Annotated in this window: 15 protein-coding genes; all 15 read right to left on the bottom strand. The window is 31.0% G+C overall.

What is annotated here, in order from left to right:
* Positions 1-5: 5 nt before the first annotated feature.
* Positions 6-1,301, bottom strand: a complete 1,296-nt coding sequence (locus tag RM520_RS02680; protein WP_311386875.1) for a hypothetical protein — start codon at positions 1,299-1,301, stop codon at positions 6-8.
* 9 nt (positions 1,302-1,310) lie between these two features.
* Positions 1,311-2,441 (bottom strand): glycosyltransferase family 4 protein, encoded by a 1,131-nt coding sequence (locus tag RM520_RS02675; protein ID WP_311386874.1) that lies wholly within the window; start codon positions 2,439-2,441, stop codon positions 1,311-1,313.
* A gap of 16 nt (positions 2,442-2,457) precedes the next feature.
* On the bottom strand, positions 2,458-3,522 hold the full coding sequence (locus tag RM520_RS02670; RefSeq protein WP_311386873.1) for a glycosyltransferase family protein: 1,065 nt from the start codon (positions 3,520-3,522) through the stop codon (positions 2,458-2,460).
* A complete protein-coding gene (locus RM520_RS02665; RefSeq protein WP_311386872.1) occupies positions 3,519-4,427 on the bottom strand; it encodes a glycosyltransferase family 2 protein in 909 nt (302 codons plus the stop codon). The genes RM520_RS02670 and RM520_RS02665 overlap by 4 nt, the downstream gene beginning before the upstream one ends.
* Complete coding sequence (locus RM520_RS02660) at positions 4,424-5,653, bottom strand: O-antigen ligase family protein (RefSeq protein ID WP_311386871.1); 1,230 nt, start codon at positions 5,651-5,653, stop codon at positions 4,424-4,426. The genes RM520_RS02665 and RM520_RS02660 overlap by 4 nt, the downstream gene beginning before the upstream one ends.
* A 2-nt stretch (positions 5,654-5,655) precedes the next feature.
* The gene (locus RM520_RS02655) at positions 5,656-6,891 is read right to left on the bottom strand and encodes a lipopolysaccharide biosynthesis protein (protein ID WP_311386870.1); all 1,236 of its coding nucleotides are present in this window, start codon (positions 6,889-6,891) and stop codon (positions 5,656-5,658) included.
* Positions 6,881-8,134: an O-antigen ligase family protein gene (locus RM520_RS02650; RefSeq protein WP_311386869.1), complete on the bottom strand. Its 1,254-nt coding sequence runs from the start codon at positions 8,132-8,134 to the stop codon at positions 6,881-6,883. Before RM520_RS02650 ends, RM520_RS02655 begins: the two co-directional genes overlap by 11 nt.
* Positions 8,135-8,226: 92 nt before the next feature.
* Positions 8,227-8,724 carry a hypothetical protein gene (locus tag RM520_RS02645; RefSeq protein ID WP_311386868.1) on the bottom strand — a complete coding sequence of 166 codons (498 nt, stop codon included), beginning with the start codon at positions 8,722-8,724 and terminating at the stop codon, positions 8,227-8,229.
* Positions 8,717-9,586 carry a dTDP-4-dehydrorhamnose reductase gene (gene rfbD, locus RM520_RS02640; protein WP_311386867.1) on the bottom strand — a complete coding sequence of 290 codons (870 nt, stop codon included), beginning with the start codon at positions 9,584-9,586 and terminating at the stop codon, positions 8,717-8,719. The genes RM520_RS02645 and rfbD overlap by 8 nt, the downstream gene beginning before the upstream one ends.
* Complete coding sequence (gene rfbC / locus RM520_RS02635; protein WP_311386866.1) at positions 9,583-10,128, bottom strand: dTDP-4-dehydrorhamnose 3,5-epimerase; 546 nt, start codon at positions 10,126-10,128, stop codon at positions 9,583-9,585. The genes rfbD and rfbC overlap by 4 nt, the downstream gene beginning before the upstream one ends.
* Positions 10,125-10,994 carry a glucose-1-phosphate thymidylyltransferase RfbA gene (gene rfbA, locus RM520_RS02630; RefSeq protein ID WP_311386865.1) on the bottom strand — a complete coding sequence of 290 codons (870 nt, stop codon included), beginning with the start codon at positions 10,992-10,994 and terminating at the stop codon, positions 10,125-10,127. The genes rfbC and rfbA overlap by 4 nt, the downstream gene beginning before the upstream one ends.
* Before the next feature lie 25 nt (positions 10,995-11,019).
* Positions 11,020-12,063: a dTDP-glucose 4,6-dehydratase gene (rfbB, locus tag RM520_RS02625; protein WP_311386864.1), complete on the bottom strand. Its 1,044-nt coding sequence runs from the start codon at positions 12,061-12,063 to the stop codon at positions 11,020-11,022.
* Positions 12,060-13,103: a hypothetical protein gene (locus RM520_RS02620; RefSeq protein ID WP_311386863.1), complete on the bottom strand. Its 1,044-nt coding sequence runs from the start codon at positions 13,101-13,103 to the stop codon at positions 12,060-12,062. Before RM520_RS02620 ends, rfbB begins: the two co-directional genes overlap by 4 nt.
* A gap of 2 nt (positions 13,104-13,105) precedes the next feature.
* Positions 13,106-14,791, bottom strand: a complete 1,686-nt coding sequence (locus RM520_RS02615) for a DUF6909 family protein (RefSeq protein WP_311386862.1) — start codon at positions 14,789-14,791, stop codon at positions 13,106-13,108.
* Between the two features lie 60 nt (positions 14,792-14,851).
* Complete coding sequence (locus tag RM520_RS02610) at positions 14,852-16,345, bottom strand: GH3 family acyl-acid amido synthetase (RefSeq protein ID WP_311386861.1); 1,494 nt, start codon at positions 16,343-16,345, stop codon at positions 14,852-14,854.
* Positions 16,346-16,348 lie beyond the last annotated feature (3 nt).

Below are 16,348 nucleotides of genomic sequence, written 5' to 3'. Positions count from 1 at the left end.
TTAGTTTAAGGGAAGGTATTCATTACTTTCTCGAATACATTCTTAAGCGGAATTCGCTCTTTTGATTTATTCTTAACAAACTGAGTATCTAAATAATATCCTATACCATCATGTTCTCCGTTCTTAATCGCAACAAATGATACATGTTTTTTAAAATCAGAAATTGTTTTGGTTCCAACGATTTCAAATGAATTTTGTATATCATCAGCATAAATCAATTCCACAAAAAGATCAAAGCCTCTATTATCAACTTCGAATATTCTTTGATTATCTTTCTTGGCCTTATATTCTTCCAAAGCATTTTGGGCTTCTAATGCCTGCTCCTTTGACTCAAAGGTAATAAGAAAATCTCTTGACATTCTTGGCGTAACAGCCTTAATACCCTTAATTTTCATTTCCTCCTCTAAGAAATTTTTATGTGCATTTAGTCTCCAATAATATGTGTTCTTACTATGCGGCTTCTGATGTAGTCCTGTACAAATAATAATTCTAGTGCCTTTTTTAAGTAATCGTTCAATTATCATATCGTACTCTTTCAAAATCAATAAAAGAGGGTCTTGAGATTCTGGGCAATACCATTCAGGGTTTTTTAATTTACCCTTATAAGCCAATGAATTAAACATGTAATGGTGCTGAAAATGAGCTCCAGTATTTAAAAACAAAAGGGAAAAGTCTGGTTTTTTTTGGCTCCAAGATTTTATGAAAAAATCTCCTAATAATTTATCGAGCAATATAGCCTTAATACCTACTTTAGATTTGATTTGGCTTGCAAGCTTTAAATATTGAGAATATTTAGAAATGGGAACAGTTCTAATAAATCCAATAAGTAAAGATATAATGGAGTTCAGAGATATCTTTTCAGAAGCATTATCATTTACGGCTTGGGATACTGCTTTGGCCGCTGCTTTAAGGTATTTTTCTCCACTTGCTTCCGTCTTTGTCCAAGGGTCGGGTACAAAAAAAGAAGGGTCTTTAAGCCTATTATCAGCGTTAAATGGACTAACTGCACCAACGCTATAGCCCCTGTCTTCAATTAATTCAAAAAATTGTTTAACATCCTTATTATTTACTATATCTCCTAACCTAAAAATATTATGCTCCTTAAAGGTCTTTCCAGTATGTATCGTAACCCATTGAATCCAAGGCTCTAATAATTTGTATTGAGATTCTGATGCTGTTTCCTGATAACCATGTTTATTTATAATTTTACCAATGTTAGGTAAAAACCCTTTGTCAATGTAATATTCTATGTACTCAAAATTAAGTTCGTTCAAGCCTAAAAAAATAATTTTTTTATCCATAATTATCTATTATACTTTCTCAAGTAAGTCTGAATATATCTCTAAATGTTTATTAACTACTTTTTTTAATCCAAATTCTTCTTCTGCTTTTTTCCTAGAATTGGCGCCCATTGATACTCTCATTGCCTTATTAAGAATAAGAATTTCTAATTTTTCTGCAAGTTCAACATAAGATTTAATTGGAACTAAAAATCCATTTTCTCCTTCTATAACGCACTCCCTGCATCCTATGACGTTAGTGGTTACAATTGGTCTTCCTATTGCGCATGCTTCAATTAAAGACTTGGGCATTCCTTCTCGATAAGAAGGCAAAACAACAATGTCAGAACTTGAAACAAGACTAATCATATCTTTTTGAAAACCAATCCATTTCACATAGCTATTGTCTGCCCAGTCTAATAAATATGATTCTGAAACACCTGCCTTGTTTTCTTCATCAATCATCCCAGCTAATATGAATGTTACCTTTTGAAAATATCGGTCTTTCAATAATTCTGTCGCTCTTCTTAACTCATCAATTCCTTTATCCAATAACATTCTAGCAGCAAACAATATTTGAATCTTGCTATTACTAGGTTGTGGGACGAAACTAAATTTTTTTAAATCAACTCCTGAACCTTTTATAAAATTAATCATATTTGATTCATTAAAAATTCCAAAATTCGAAAGTTCTAAAAAATCGTCTTTATTTTGAAATATAAATTGAGTGTTCGGTCGCTTAAAACTATACTTCATAAGCTTAATAATTAAGCTCTGAGCAATACTCTTACGGTTATCTGTAAAAACATATCCTAAGCCACTAAATGAGTTAAGCACACCTTTTATATTAATCGTTTTTGCAATAAAAGAACCATATACAATTGGTTTCAAAGCAACTTGATGCACTACATCGGGTTTTATTTTATTATATAAAGTATAAATCTGCCTAAATGTTTTTAACTCATTAAAAATATTCATTCCAGACCTACTCATTGGAAGCGGAAAATAAGTTATTCCCGTATTCTCAATTTCTTTTGATCTTCCAGTATCTCCAGCAGCAGCGTATACTTCCCAGCCATCTTTTAGAGCTTCTTCTGCTAGACACAATCTATGAGAAATAAAAAACCAATCAACATTTACTAGAATAAATATTTTTTTCATATTTAAAAATCAAAAACTATGAAGACTGCATCTTTTGGATGTATTCCAAAAGATGTTCTGAGTTTGATTGAATTGAATAAAACTCTTTTACAGTAAGTCTATTCTTAAACCCAACTGATTTAAATGCCTCGGGGTTGCGGTAAGCTCTTTCAAAACAATTTAGCCATTCATCATTAGTAGAAGCAAAAAGATTGCCGTTGCCCCTATCAACCTTTTTATTTGATTCGAATGGTGTGGAAATTGTTGGAACACCCGAAGCCATATATTGAATCAATTTAAAAGCACACTTACCTCTATTGAAGTCATTATCATCCAATGGCATAATGCCTAATGAAAAGTTTGCTATTTCTTTAATCTCTATGGATTTACTCCATTTAATAAATCTAATCGGAAGTCCTTTAAACTTGTTTTCAAGCTCCGTATCAAAACCAATAAACCTCAATTCATAATGGATGCTTTTTAAACTTAACTCTTTAAAAACTGGGATTAATGGAATTAAATTAATCGAAGTTGTTTTTGAACCTATCCAACCAATAATAAATTTGTTAGCAACATTGCTGCTCTTCGCGGCATTTTCATAGCGAGAAAAATCAATTGAAGTAGGGATTTCAAAAACATTTTTATTGAATTTCAAAGCGTATTCGGTAAGATAGGGGCTACCTGTTATAACGCCTTTTGCATTTTTAATTACATTGGCTATCTTATTTTTAAAAAATGCTTTAATAAAGATATTTTTATTTTGATCGTATCTATGAAAAATGGCGTCATCATAATCAACTATATATTTGACTTTCATTAATTTAAAAATTAATCGCATGAAAGGCAGGTAAGGGAAAAACTCTTTCTCTAAAAAAATAACGCTATTTGAAATTTTCAACAATACTCCCATTCTTAGCAAATACCGCTTAATTATATATGACTTTGATTGTTTGCCATATATATGTTTTGCTGGAACATATGAATCATCAAAAAGAGGGCAAACCTTAAATTCTTTCTGGTCGAAATATTTTAAATACTGGTAAGTTCGATAGCGACTGCTAGCGGCCTTTTCAGTATATTTTGGCATGAATATAATACTCATCTTTTTAAAAGTCTTTTTATATAAAGCAGCCTAAATGCTTTTAAAGTATTTAAAATTTCGCTTTTATTAAATTTTAATAAGGCAATTCCCAATCTAAAAATAGGTTCTAAAAACAATACGGAGCAATAAATAGGAATATAACTTGAATTTTTTAGATGCTTTGATGAATATGTAAGCAGAGCATCTAATGAATAAAAAAGCCGTTGTGCTTTAATATTTTTTGATGTGCCACCTGTCTCATGGTATATTTTTATTTCAGAGTTAAAATAAATTTTACCTCCAGCATTATATACTCTTTTCGATAAATCTAAATCTTCATAATACACAAAATAGTCTTCATCAAAACCGGAAAGTTCATTGAATAGACTTCTTTTTATAGCATAAAAAGAGCCCATTACATGATTCACTTCTCTAGATGTCTTATGGTCCCAATCAACCATCCTATAACTTTTAAAAATATTTTTTGATAGCTTATTAAGTTTTAGTGTTTTAACAAAATAATTCTTTCGAGTAACAAATCGGGCGCATGTTTTATGGATGCTTCCCTGTCCATCCGTCTGCTGACAGCCCATAACAGCAATTTCAGATCTATTTGTCAAAAATGATATTGTATTTTTTAAGGTGTCTTTATTGACCTGAGTATCCGGATTTAAAAACAATATAATTTCACTTTCTGATTCTCTAGCACCTGAATTACAGGCATGCCCAAAACCTTTATTTTCATTATTTGTTAAAACTTTAATCCTATCATTTGTAAGGTTTGATAAGATTTCTGTATCAGATCCGTTGTCAACTATTATAATATTATAGTTTTCAAAATCTGAATTTTGAATTGATTTTACACAGGTTTCTATCAGTTCCTCAGAGTAAAAATTAACTATAATTATGTCTATCTCAGCTTTCATAGGTTGATCACCATTTTTGGTTTTAACCTAAAATAGGCTGCAAGAAAAAAGAAAAATGTGAATAATAATGGTGTGCTTCTAGCGCTCATAATCATACCTGTAATTAAATAAAGTATTATTGGAAAAGTTAACTGACTATTAAAGGAATCTTTCTTCATATAATAGGTCAAAAACACTCCTGCTAAAAACAGCAATATTATCAATAAAGGAATTAATCCATTGTCTAAATGAAAATCAAGGAAAAAATTTTCTGCAGTAAAAAACTGCTCATCATTATCCGCCTTTTCATTCTTATATCCATTTAAATAAACCTTTCCGAAATTTTCATAGCCAATTCCCCAAATTGGATTATCCTTCATCATTTGAATTGAGGCTTCCAGCATATATTTTCTTTGATTAAGACTACCCTCAAATATTTTAGGGTCAGATATTCTTTCATAAACTTTAGTCGTTTTTACTAACTCTTGAAATGCCAAGTTTTTACTAAGAACAAAAAATACCAATAGTGCGGCGATTAAAGAATATATAATAGTCTTTATGTGTTTTTTAAAATAGATTAAAAAGGTAACCAAAATAAGAACTAAGGCGATTTTTGACCCAGTTAATATTAGGGTTGCATAAATCAAAACTAAAAGCACTTTCAACTTTAATTTTTTGACCTCTTCATATTGAAGTAATCCGAGAGGAAATGCTAAAAACGAACATAAATTAAGGGGATTATCAAATGTAGAATAAGTTCTAAAAGATTGGGTTATATAATCTGGAAAATTGTCAATCCAAAATATGGTAAATAACATTTGTTTAATAAAAACAGTCTGCACAATTCCATAAATACAGACTATGAAAGTAGCCAAGTAAACTCCTTTTTTTAAACTGCCGAAGTTGATGTTGTTGATATAATTAATCGTAAATAAAAATGCAAAAAAATAGTTATACCATCTGAGCTGGTATTTAAACTTAGGGGTTAAATCAATACTTTCATTAATAACTAGTGTTATAAAAGAGAATATAATTAGCACCACAAATAAAACTGTTGCCTTATTTAAAACAAAACTGTTTTTTAAAAGGGCATAAAAAATAAAAACAACTAGCTGAACGTAAATAAAGATATCAGGTAAAGATAAGGTGCCTAAAAAGTATTTAGTTGGACTAAAAAAAATTACCGTCAACGGAAAGAGAAACAAAAACTGCTTCTCAATTAACCCCAACAAAAGATTCTTATCCATTCTCACTTTCTATAGATCATAAATAAAACCAAACTAGAATACAATATACTTGTCAACAACATTAAATAAGCTGATGCAATAAAGCCATAAATAGGAATCAACCAAATAGATGCCAATACTGACAAGGAGACTGAAAGTAACATTAAAATAGCCATAGTAAGCGTCTTATTTTGAACTTCTAATCTCTTTTGAAGTAATATACCTATCTGCCAAATAAAACTGCTAATAATTAGTGGTTCAAATACAAGTTTTAGCTGGTTAATAACCTCTCTATCATCAAATCCGAGATATTGAACGATAATCAGTTCTTTAAAGAAACTAAATAAAGAAAAAATCACAATAAAAATAATCAAAAGATATAGAGCTGCTTTCCCAATGGTTTTACTAAAGATTTTATTCTCTTTTTTGTTATGAGCATACATTAAGAGCGGTTGAACTATACTATTTAATGGTATTGAAAGTTGAGAAAAAACCTTAAAAACTATGTCATAAACGGCTGAATATTGCGCTAATGCAATTGCGCCTAAGTAATATTCAATTAAATACCTGTCCACACCATTAGTAGTAGGTGAAAAAACCATCCATATGCTTAATGGTATCCCATAGGTTGCTATTTCTTTAATGCTTGTTTTTTTTCTGTTTTCTGATACAAAAGAGGTTTTCTCTTTTGATTTTAAAAAAAGAAATGCAGCAGTATAACCTAAAAGAATTCCAAAGAACAATTGATACATGAATGTCCCCCAATCCAAATAATAAAGTAGGTAAGGAATGCCCAAAAAAAATGATAGCCTTAAAACCTCAGCAAATACAACATTCTTAGGTTGCATAACAGTTTGGTTTTCTACTAATTTAAATGTGTAGATACTTCCAAGTATAAAACAAAGAAAAATGATTATCAGTGTTATAATCCCACTGTATTTAAAATAAAGTAAGCAGACTAGTATGCTTCCTATTATTAAGGCTGAAATTAAAGTAAGCTTTTTAAGATCCTTTAAAAAATAATATTGATTCTCATCTGCATGAAAAAAACGAATCATTGCTTGATTTATCCAGCCGTTGGACAATGATAGTGCCATAAGAAAAAATGAATATATGAGCACAAAAGAACCATAATTAGCCGCTCCATATATTCTTATAAACAATGGAATAGACGCAATGGAAATTAAAGCTGAAGCCCCTTTTCCTGTCAAATAAATTAAAAAGTTTTTTTCGAGAAAATACTTGCGATTAACCTCCATTTATTTTTCTTTTTTCAATTATTTCTGCAAAAAATAGATTGTTGAATAACGAGAAAAAAACAACCCCATACATTCTAGATAGCATATTTTCTGTAAAAAGATTAGACATAATTAAGATTAAAAAAAACAAATAAGTGTAGTGTTTGTGCTTTATGCTAAGTTTAATGTTATAAAAAGCAAAAATTAAAAATGAAATTAGCAAAAACAAACCCCCACTTTGAAGTAACAAGTAGTAGTAATTATGTGAATTCATCTTATTGAAAAATGCTTTTTGGAAATAATCATTTTCTTCTTTCTTTTCAACATAGCACTCCCCTAATTTGGTTTGAACATCACCAATTCCAATTCCAAAAATCCAATTATTCCTTACTAAGGCAATGTTGCATTCATTTAACAGCCCTCTTTCCAATATTCCATCATTCTGCTTTTCCTTCTTTAAAAGCTCTATTTGAGCCTGAAAAGCCTTGATTTTTGAGCCTGTCGTCCCTTTTAAACCAATATTCCAAATGAAAATGCAACAAAGCATAATAAAGGATGAAATGAACATTTTTAAAAACTTCCTTTTCTTAAGATTAAAAAAAACAAAAAGAGGTAACAAAACGGCCATTAAGAATATATTCATAATAGAGTATACATATACTACAAAAAAGAGGAATGTAATTAAGGCAATTATCAATAGAATTTTTCCATAGTTGGGATTTCTTCCTTTAGATAACATGTGAATTATCAATATACTTGCGAAGAGAAAACTTAATGAAATATATGCCTTGTGAACAAAAAGGTATGTCTTATTAACATTCTCTGAGCACCAAAGTAAAAAATCAAAAGACACATCTTTAGCATAATAATACTTTTGAAATATACTAAGCTCGCTAAGTTCTGGATAACAAAACTCTGTTACATTATCAAACATGTAATTTATTAGTAAGAGAACGTATAGAAAATTCGCCCCAACAAACACTATATAAATAAGGTTTCGTTCTCTTTCAAGGTATTTTGGCTGAAAATAAATCAACACAATTGGAAGTATTAAAATTGATATACTTGCCTGTAATGTTTTTAAACCTTGACCATAATCTTCTGAATAAAAAAGGGTTAAACAAAGTAATATAAAAAACCCTGAGTTATAAAGAAAAGGGGCAATGCCATGGAGTCTAAAATTATCTAATCCTTCATCCCAAAATAACCAAATACTAAAAAAGGTAAATGCAACAATTATGATGGAGATAATGCTATATGGCAATATTGGAAAAAGAGCAAGTAGAAGTAATAAAAAAAATACGATTTTTTTTCTATATCTAATGACATGTATATTAATTTCCAATTTCAGTTCTATTATAGCTCAATAAGTTCCTTAATCAATAAGGAGGTAGAAAGTAAATATGGATCATAATTCTCTTTTTTAGCATCAAGCTTGAAATCACTGGAAGATTCTATGTGAACAACATAATCATTTGGCAATAAATACTTGCTAAAATTATCGCTGTTTATTCTTATAAATTCATCATCCTTAGAGATAACAATAGTTTGAATTTTTATTATATTCTGAGATTGATTATCTCCCAAATCAATTCTTATTTTTAAAGGATGAATCTCTTCTGGAAAATTAAAAATCAATTCCTGAATTCCATCTTGGCCTTTGATGTTTAGGGTTTTAGATTTTTTTTCGATAAAGTTATCTAATGGATGTTCTGTATAAAAAAGTTGTATTTTATCATCTTTTCTAAATTCTAGATTAATTTTTAAAGTAGTTTTCTCTCCCTTTTTCTCAGAAAAGTTACAAGAAAACATCATAATGTAAATAAGCAAATACATTAGTTGCCTTCTAGTCATTGTCATTAATTTTTAAAATACATTTTTTAAGACTATCTCTCCAGTACGGAATTTCTAATTTTAGTTCTTTTTTGATTTTTGATTTATCCAATACGCTAAACTTGGGCCGTTCTGCTGGTGTTGGATATGCTTCAGATTTTATTGGCGATAAATCTACTTGTATTTTACTCTCCTCAAATATGGCCTTTGCAAAATCATACCAACTAGCAACACCTTCATTGCTATAATGATAAATACCATAAGGTAAATTCTCCTCCATAATAACTTTAACAATTATAATAGCTAAGTCACTAGCATATGTTGGGGTGCCTATTTGATCACAAACTACTCCTAATTTATCCCTTTCCCTGCCAAGTCTTAACATCGTCTTCAGAAAGTTATGGTTGTATTCAGAATATAACCAAGAGGTTCTAATTATAAAATTCTCTTTTAAGTACTTGAATACTGCTTTTTCGCCATTTAATTTTGTTAGACCATAAACCCCTAAAGGGTTTTCTAGGTCTTCCTCATCATAAAAACTAGTTTGTTTCCCGTTAAATACAAAATCAGTAGAGATTTGTATTAAAATAGCACCACTATCGCTGCATGCTATTGCTAAATTTTTAGCTCCAGTTACATTTACAGCTTCAACAAGGCTTTCATTTGATTCTGCATCATCAACCGCTGTATATGCCGCGCAATTTATACAATGGGTAATATTATTATTTTTAAAAAAAGTATTTACCTTTCCCGCTTTGGTAATGTCAAGTTCATCTATATCTACATAAATAAAATTACAATTATTGTCTAAATTATCTTTTACAATGTCTTTTATACAAGTTGCTAATTGTCCTTTTCCACCTGTAACAAGAACGTTTTTCATAATCTAGCTTTGCTTAATTTTGGTAATACCAAATCTTTTTCTGAAACCTTGATTTCATCATGAGATAATTTCCAGTCAATTTTTAAGGTATCATCATTATAAATAATTCCTCCTTCTGCCTCTTTATTATAATAGTTATCACATTTATAGAAGAATTCAGCTGTTTCGGAAAGTGTTACAAATCCATGGCCAAAGCCTCTAGGAATAAAAAGCTGTCTTTTATTGTCATCACTCAACTCAATACTAATATGATCTCCAAAAGTGGGGGAGTCATTTCGTAAATCAACAGCTACGTCTAATACCCTCCCGCTTAGCACTCTGACTAATTTTGCTTGTGCATGTTCTCTAAGTTGATAATGAATAGCTCTAACCACTCCTTTTGTAGAAAATGACTGATTGTCTTGAACAAAATTAACCCTAGCTCCTATTCCCTTGTTGAACCTTTCTTTATTAAATGACTCAAAAAAATAGCCCCGTTCATCATTAAAAACATTTGGCTGTAAAATAAAACAACCTTTAAGCTTCGTTTCATAAAAAGTCATTTGTTTTTCTTTAGTATTCCCAATAAATTCTTGCCATAACCACTTTTCATAAGGGGTTTTGCCAATAATTTAAATTGTTCTTTGTTAATATAGCCCATTTCATAAGCAGCGCCTTCTATTGCGCCTATTTTAAGCCCCTGTCGCTCTTCGATTACTTCAACAAATTGAGAGGCTTGCATTAAAGATTGAAAAGTTCCTGTGTCTAACCAAGCTGTGCCCCTATCTAAAATACTAACTCTAAGTTTTCCTTTTTCTAAGTATATCTTATTCACATCTGTAATCTCTAATTCTCCCCTATGGCTAGGAGGAATATTTTTAGCTATTTCCACAACATCGTTGTCGTAAAAATAAATTCCAGGCACCGCATAATTTGATTTAGGCTCTAAAGGCTTCTCCTCTATACTAATTGCCTTTCCATTATCATCAAATTCAACCACACCGTAACGTTCTGGGTCATGAACCCTGTAGGCATAAATGACACCTCCATCTGGGTTATTATTCGCTTGTAATAATTTAGCAAGTCCAGAGCCATAAAATATATTATCACCAAGTATCAGAGCTACCTTGTCATTACCAATAAAATTCTCGCCTATAACAAACGCCTCAGCCAAACCATTGGGAGCGTCTTGTATGGCATAGGAGAAACTACAACCATATTTATTACCATCACCCAATAATTCTTTAAATAATGGTAAATCCTTTGGTGTAGAAATAATTAAAACCTCTTTAATCCCTGCATACATTAATGTTGATAAAGGGTAGTAAATCATAGGTTTATCATAAATAGGCATCAATTGCTTACTTACCGATAAAGTAAGTGGGTGGAGTCTTGTTCCTGAGCCACCTGCTAAAATTATTCCCTTCATCTCTTAATTATTTTTATTCATTTGTTTAAGAATACATCTTATCATAATATTCTCGATATTCTCCTGATGTTACATTGTTTAACCAATTCTCATTCTTTAAAAACCAATCAACTGTTTTTTCAAGACCTTCCTCAAATGTAACAGAAGGTTTCCAACCTAACTCCTTATTTATTTTGCTCGCGTCTATAGCGTATCTTAGGTCATGACCAGGTCGATCTTTAACATATTTTATAAGATTCTCTGAAGTTCCTTCTTTCTTTCCAAGTTTTCTATCCATAATTTGGCAAAGCAATTTTACCAAATCAATATTCTTCCATTCATTAAAACCGCCAATGTTATAAGTCTCATGATTAATCCCTTTATGAAATACTAAATCTATGGCTGCTGCATGATCTTCAACAAATAACCAATCGCGAGTATACTTACCATCGCCATAAACCGGCAAAGACTTACCTTCAATTATATTATTTATAAAAAGTGGAATTAATTTTTCTGGAAAGTGATTTGGGCCATAATTATTCGAACAATTAGATATAACAAAAGGTAAACCATAAGTTTCACCATAAGCTCTGACAAAATGATCTGAACTAGCTTTAGAAGCAGAATAGGGAGAATTTGGGTCATAAGAAGTTGTTTCTGTAAATAGTCCCTCTAGTCCAAGCGAGCCATAAACCTCATCTGTGCTTACATGATAGAATCGCTTTTCTTCAAGGTTGTTTTCCCATGTTCGTTTTGCAGCATTTAAAAGATTTACAGTTCCTAAAATATTAGTTTTAACAAAAGCTAACGGATTCTCAATAGAACGGTCGACATGTGATTCTGCTGCCAAGTGTATTACCCCATCAAATTTGTGCTCATCAAAAATTTGATTTATGTAATTCTCATCAATTATGTCTCCTTTTAAAAAAGTATAATTATTAAAAGTTTCTATATCTCTTAAGTTTTCTAAGTTTCCTGCATATGTAAGTGCGTCTATATTAAAAACATTGTAGGTGGGGTAAGATTTCACTAATCTGCGTACCACATGGGAGCCAATAAAACCAGCGCCTCCTGTTATTAAAATTTTCATTTAGAATAGTTTTTCAAAAATTTATTTAAATCCTTTATACCGAGAAAACAAAAAATTAAGCTCAACATTGCTAATGGTATAACAAATAGGTAATTATTCCAAAATCCATCTTGTTTTACTCCTCTAGCTGGAAAATCACTGATTACATTTAAAATGGCAGATTTATTTGCTCGTTCTTCATTCAATTTAACCAACTGGTTTTTAAGTACGTTTCTCTCTTGTATCAAAGCAAGTTCTTTATTCTGCGATTCTCCATTTTCAGCCAAATTTATATTGGTTCCCTGCATAGGCTTATCCGCCTCTTTTACTAAAACAGTCTTATATAATTTTTGCAAAGAGTCAACTTCTACTAACTGATTCATAATAATTGAGTCTTGTAGTTTTAAATTATTATCATTGATTCTTTTTTGAAGTTTGAAATAGTCATTGTCCGAAATAGATTCAATAATTGCAGGTTGGATTATCTTAGCAACAGTATTATTTGAACTAATAACAGAAATCTGATGAAAACGCGCATCCATGGAATTAAAATTCTCTAGATAGCTTTGAAAATCAAGTGCTTTTACAGTAGTTGTATCTAACTCTCTTATAAAATTATCAAACAACTTTACTTTTTGATTTTCGTCTGAATAAGAATCTACGAATACTTTTTTTATAGTTGAGGCTTGACCTACTGTAACTTCCAATGACTGAGACAATGCAATTGAGTCTTTAGATTTCGCTAAATCATTGTAAAAATCAATATTATTATATAATTGTTGTACACTATTAAAATTAGGCTCAACAACCATTCTAGATACAAATTTCTCAGTTTTGAGCTTGTCCATAAAATACCCAACAACAGTTCCAAGTATTAGAGTTACAATTAACACAATAAAATTCTTTTGTAAAAAAAGTAAAAACAGGACAATCAAATGAAAAAATTGCTTGAAAATATTAGCTATAAAATTGAAAAAATTGTCAATCCCTTTCCCTATGAGGTGAAACAACTGCCCCAAATCAATTTCGTCATTATTAGTATTACTAGGTTGATTAGCCATTTTTAAGAATTAAATATTTGTTGTAAGATTTTATCTGTAATTAAATATGTAGGTTTTACACCAGTAGTGCCAAGTCCTCCAGATGCTAAAGTACTACCTGTTTTTAATGGGTTATCGGAAGCATAATACGCATATCTAACTTTTACATCGTTTTTAATGCTCTTTCTAATTTTTGATGCGGATTGAATTGCTTTTTGATAGTGAACTCCTTCCATTTCAAGACCAATTACATTCCAAGTTGAGTCATAGAAAAACTGTAGTATGTCTTTATTTTGAAGTGATGTTCCCAACACGGTTACCATTGTACCCTCTAAGACTTTTAAATCTTGTCCCTCAAAATCTTCTGAGCAAAGTTCATTTTTAAATGGATAATTATCGGCAGTTCCTTCAAAAATATGAGCTAATGGAATCATCAAATCGCCCTTGCCTCCTTCTAAAATACCGGCTTTGCCCATCATAGAAAGGGAATCAACATTCATGAAAACAGCTCTCTCTTTTAATTTATATGGCTTCAAAAGTTCATCTATTGTTTCATAAGCCTGTTCACCAAAAGCATAATCCATAACAAATATAACAGGTTTTTCAGCTGTTTGCTTTTCGGTTTTAAAATCATAACAACAAGCTCCTTTTTCAACCTTGGCAATGTCAAAAATTTGAACATCAATATTGGCTCCTGATTTATCATCAATATAAATCATACCATTTTTCATAGCAAATCCAGCTACTTTTTCTCTTAAATTTTCATTATGAGGTAAACTGAGTGCCTCATAAATATCTAAAGAATCAGCATTAGCAAACTCATCTTTCAAAGCTACCTTCGCAAATAAAGAATTCATTACACTATGCATATTTGCACTGATAATATGAATTGGTCTTTCTAGCAAATCATGTTTTGCTAAAGTCTCTTTGATTTTTTCTGCCCATCGTTCTCCATGTATGTGATGACCAAGCCTTTCGCGGAGCAATGGACTAAAAGTAATCGTTCGTTTATTGCCTGTTGTTTCTTCTTCTATGGCCAATTTACCTAACCAAAAAATTATTTTTAAAAAACGGTCCTTTTCATTTTTGATAGAAAGCTTTTCATGCACTTCTACCACTTCATCAAAAGAACGGCCTAAAATATTAGCAGCATGTATTAAGGCCACTTCACGTTCAGAATGAGTTGGCTTTTCTTTTTTTACATAATCTTCAAGTTTATCCCAATCTCTAATAGTTGTCTGACTTTCTTCAAAAAATACTTTCTCACAAATTTTCGTAGACTCAATAAATAGAAAAGTCAAATGGGTAAGAATATCATAAATATCTGATCTACCTCTTGTAATCTCAATATTCATTTGCTCATCATCTATTCGATAACAATTCCTACGTCTTTTAGGAGGGATAATTGGCTGTAAATGTGATTTTGAAAAACCTTCATCTGATGTCAGATTAATAAAACGACATTGTTCAATGCCTTCAGGAAGTCGTTCTAAAACGTAAATTAATCCGTTCAACTCGCCCTTTTCTTCTGCAACACTGCCATAAATTTCTGGTCGTAAAACCAGAAGCGCACTTCTTAAAGCGTTACCTGAAACACCAGAAGGTTTATAAAAACCTCGGTTCAGTAGATGTCGCATGGTAACATAAAGTCGCTCTATGGCATTTGTAGATTCTTGTGCTCGAGTAGTTTCTTTTATTTTACTTACCATGTCAGAATTTCGACACAAAAATACATGAATAAAGTAAACTCTGTATTACTAAGATGGCTATTAAGTAAGATGTTGATATAAATCTTCAGCCAGTTTTCGGTCGTTAGAAAGTCTTTGAATTTTATTTTGCCCTCCTAATTTTCCGCGAGACTTCATAAGTTCTAAGAATCCATTCTGTTTTACTTTGGTGATTTTTAAGGTCTGTAGAATGCTGCCAACTATTAAATCATAATAATAACTATTCTGATTTTGCATGGATTCATCTAAAATCGAAATAAACTTATTCTCATCAATAGGTTCCTTTTCAAATTCTATAAACCATTCATGATAAGGCAATCCGTTTTTAGGATTAGTTTGTGGAGCGACTGTAAATTCATTTACCATAGCATCTGTAGCCTTAATAGCTATACGCATGGCTTCTTCAACTTCTTTAGCAATGACGTGTTCTCCAAAAGCAGAAATAAAATGTTTGATGCGACCTGAAACAATTACTTTGAATGGATGTAATGAAATAAACTGAACGGTATCTCCTAGATTATATGCCCATAAACCAGCGTTTGTGCTTATAATCATAACGTAGTTTACATCAAGCTCAACATCTTTAATGGTTAATCTCTTCGGGTTCTCATCAAAAAACTCATCTGCTTTAATGAACTCGTAAAATATGCCCGCATCTAAAAGCAAAAGCATTCCTTTTTCATGCTGCTTGTCTTGATAGGCAAAAAAGCCTTCACTTGCCGGAAAAAGTTCTATGCTATCAACTTTGCGTCCTATTAAATTTTCAAATTTTGCTCTATAAGGCTCGTAGTTTACTCCACCGTAAATAAAAAGCTGAAAATTTTTAAAAAGCTCACCTATTTTTTTCTGATTTTTTTCTTGAAGCTTTTCAAAATACATTTGAACCCATGATGGAATACCAGCAATAACAGTCATGTTTTGCGTTTCTGTTTCCTTAATGACCTCATTAACTTTGGTTTCCCAATCTTCAATACAATTAGTTTCCCAACTAGGTAATCGGTTTTTTTGAAGATAATTAGGAACATAGTGTGCAGAAATTCCTGAAAGCCTCCCTAATTTAATACCGTTTTTCTCTTCTAATACTGGGCTTCCTTGTAAAAAAATCATTTTACCATCAACAAAAGCCGCATTGCCGGTTTCATGTATATAATTAAGAATGGCATTTCTTGAAGCTTTTACTTGATTCTTTATAGACTCTTCAGTTATCGGGATGTATTTTGCTCCAGAAGTTGTTCCCGAGGTTTTTGCGAAATAAATTGGTTTTCCTGGCCAGAGTACATCATCTTGACCATTTAAAATAAACTCAACATAAGGTTTTAATGCCTCAAAATCTCTAACAGGTACATTGGAAACAAAATCTGCATGTGAAGAAATATCATCAAAATTGTGGTTTTTGCCAAACTTCGTACTTCTGGCTACTGTTATGAGGGTTTTGAATACTTTTTGCTGCGCCTCAATAGGATTATCAATCCAATTGGAGTCTTTATTGACAATTCTTTTTGCAAATATTTTTGCGGCAAATGATTTTATAGACATTGA

Source organism: Croceitalea vernalis (assembly GCF_031846405.1).
GTDB classification, from domain to species: Bacteria; Bacteroidota; Bacteroidia; order Flavobacteriales; family Flavobacteriaceae; genus Croceitalea; species Croceitalea vernalis.
Note: the sequence above shows the minus strand (reverse complement) of the source record. Positions and strands in the feature narration are given on the sequence as shown.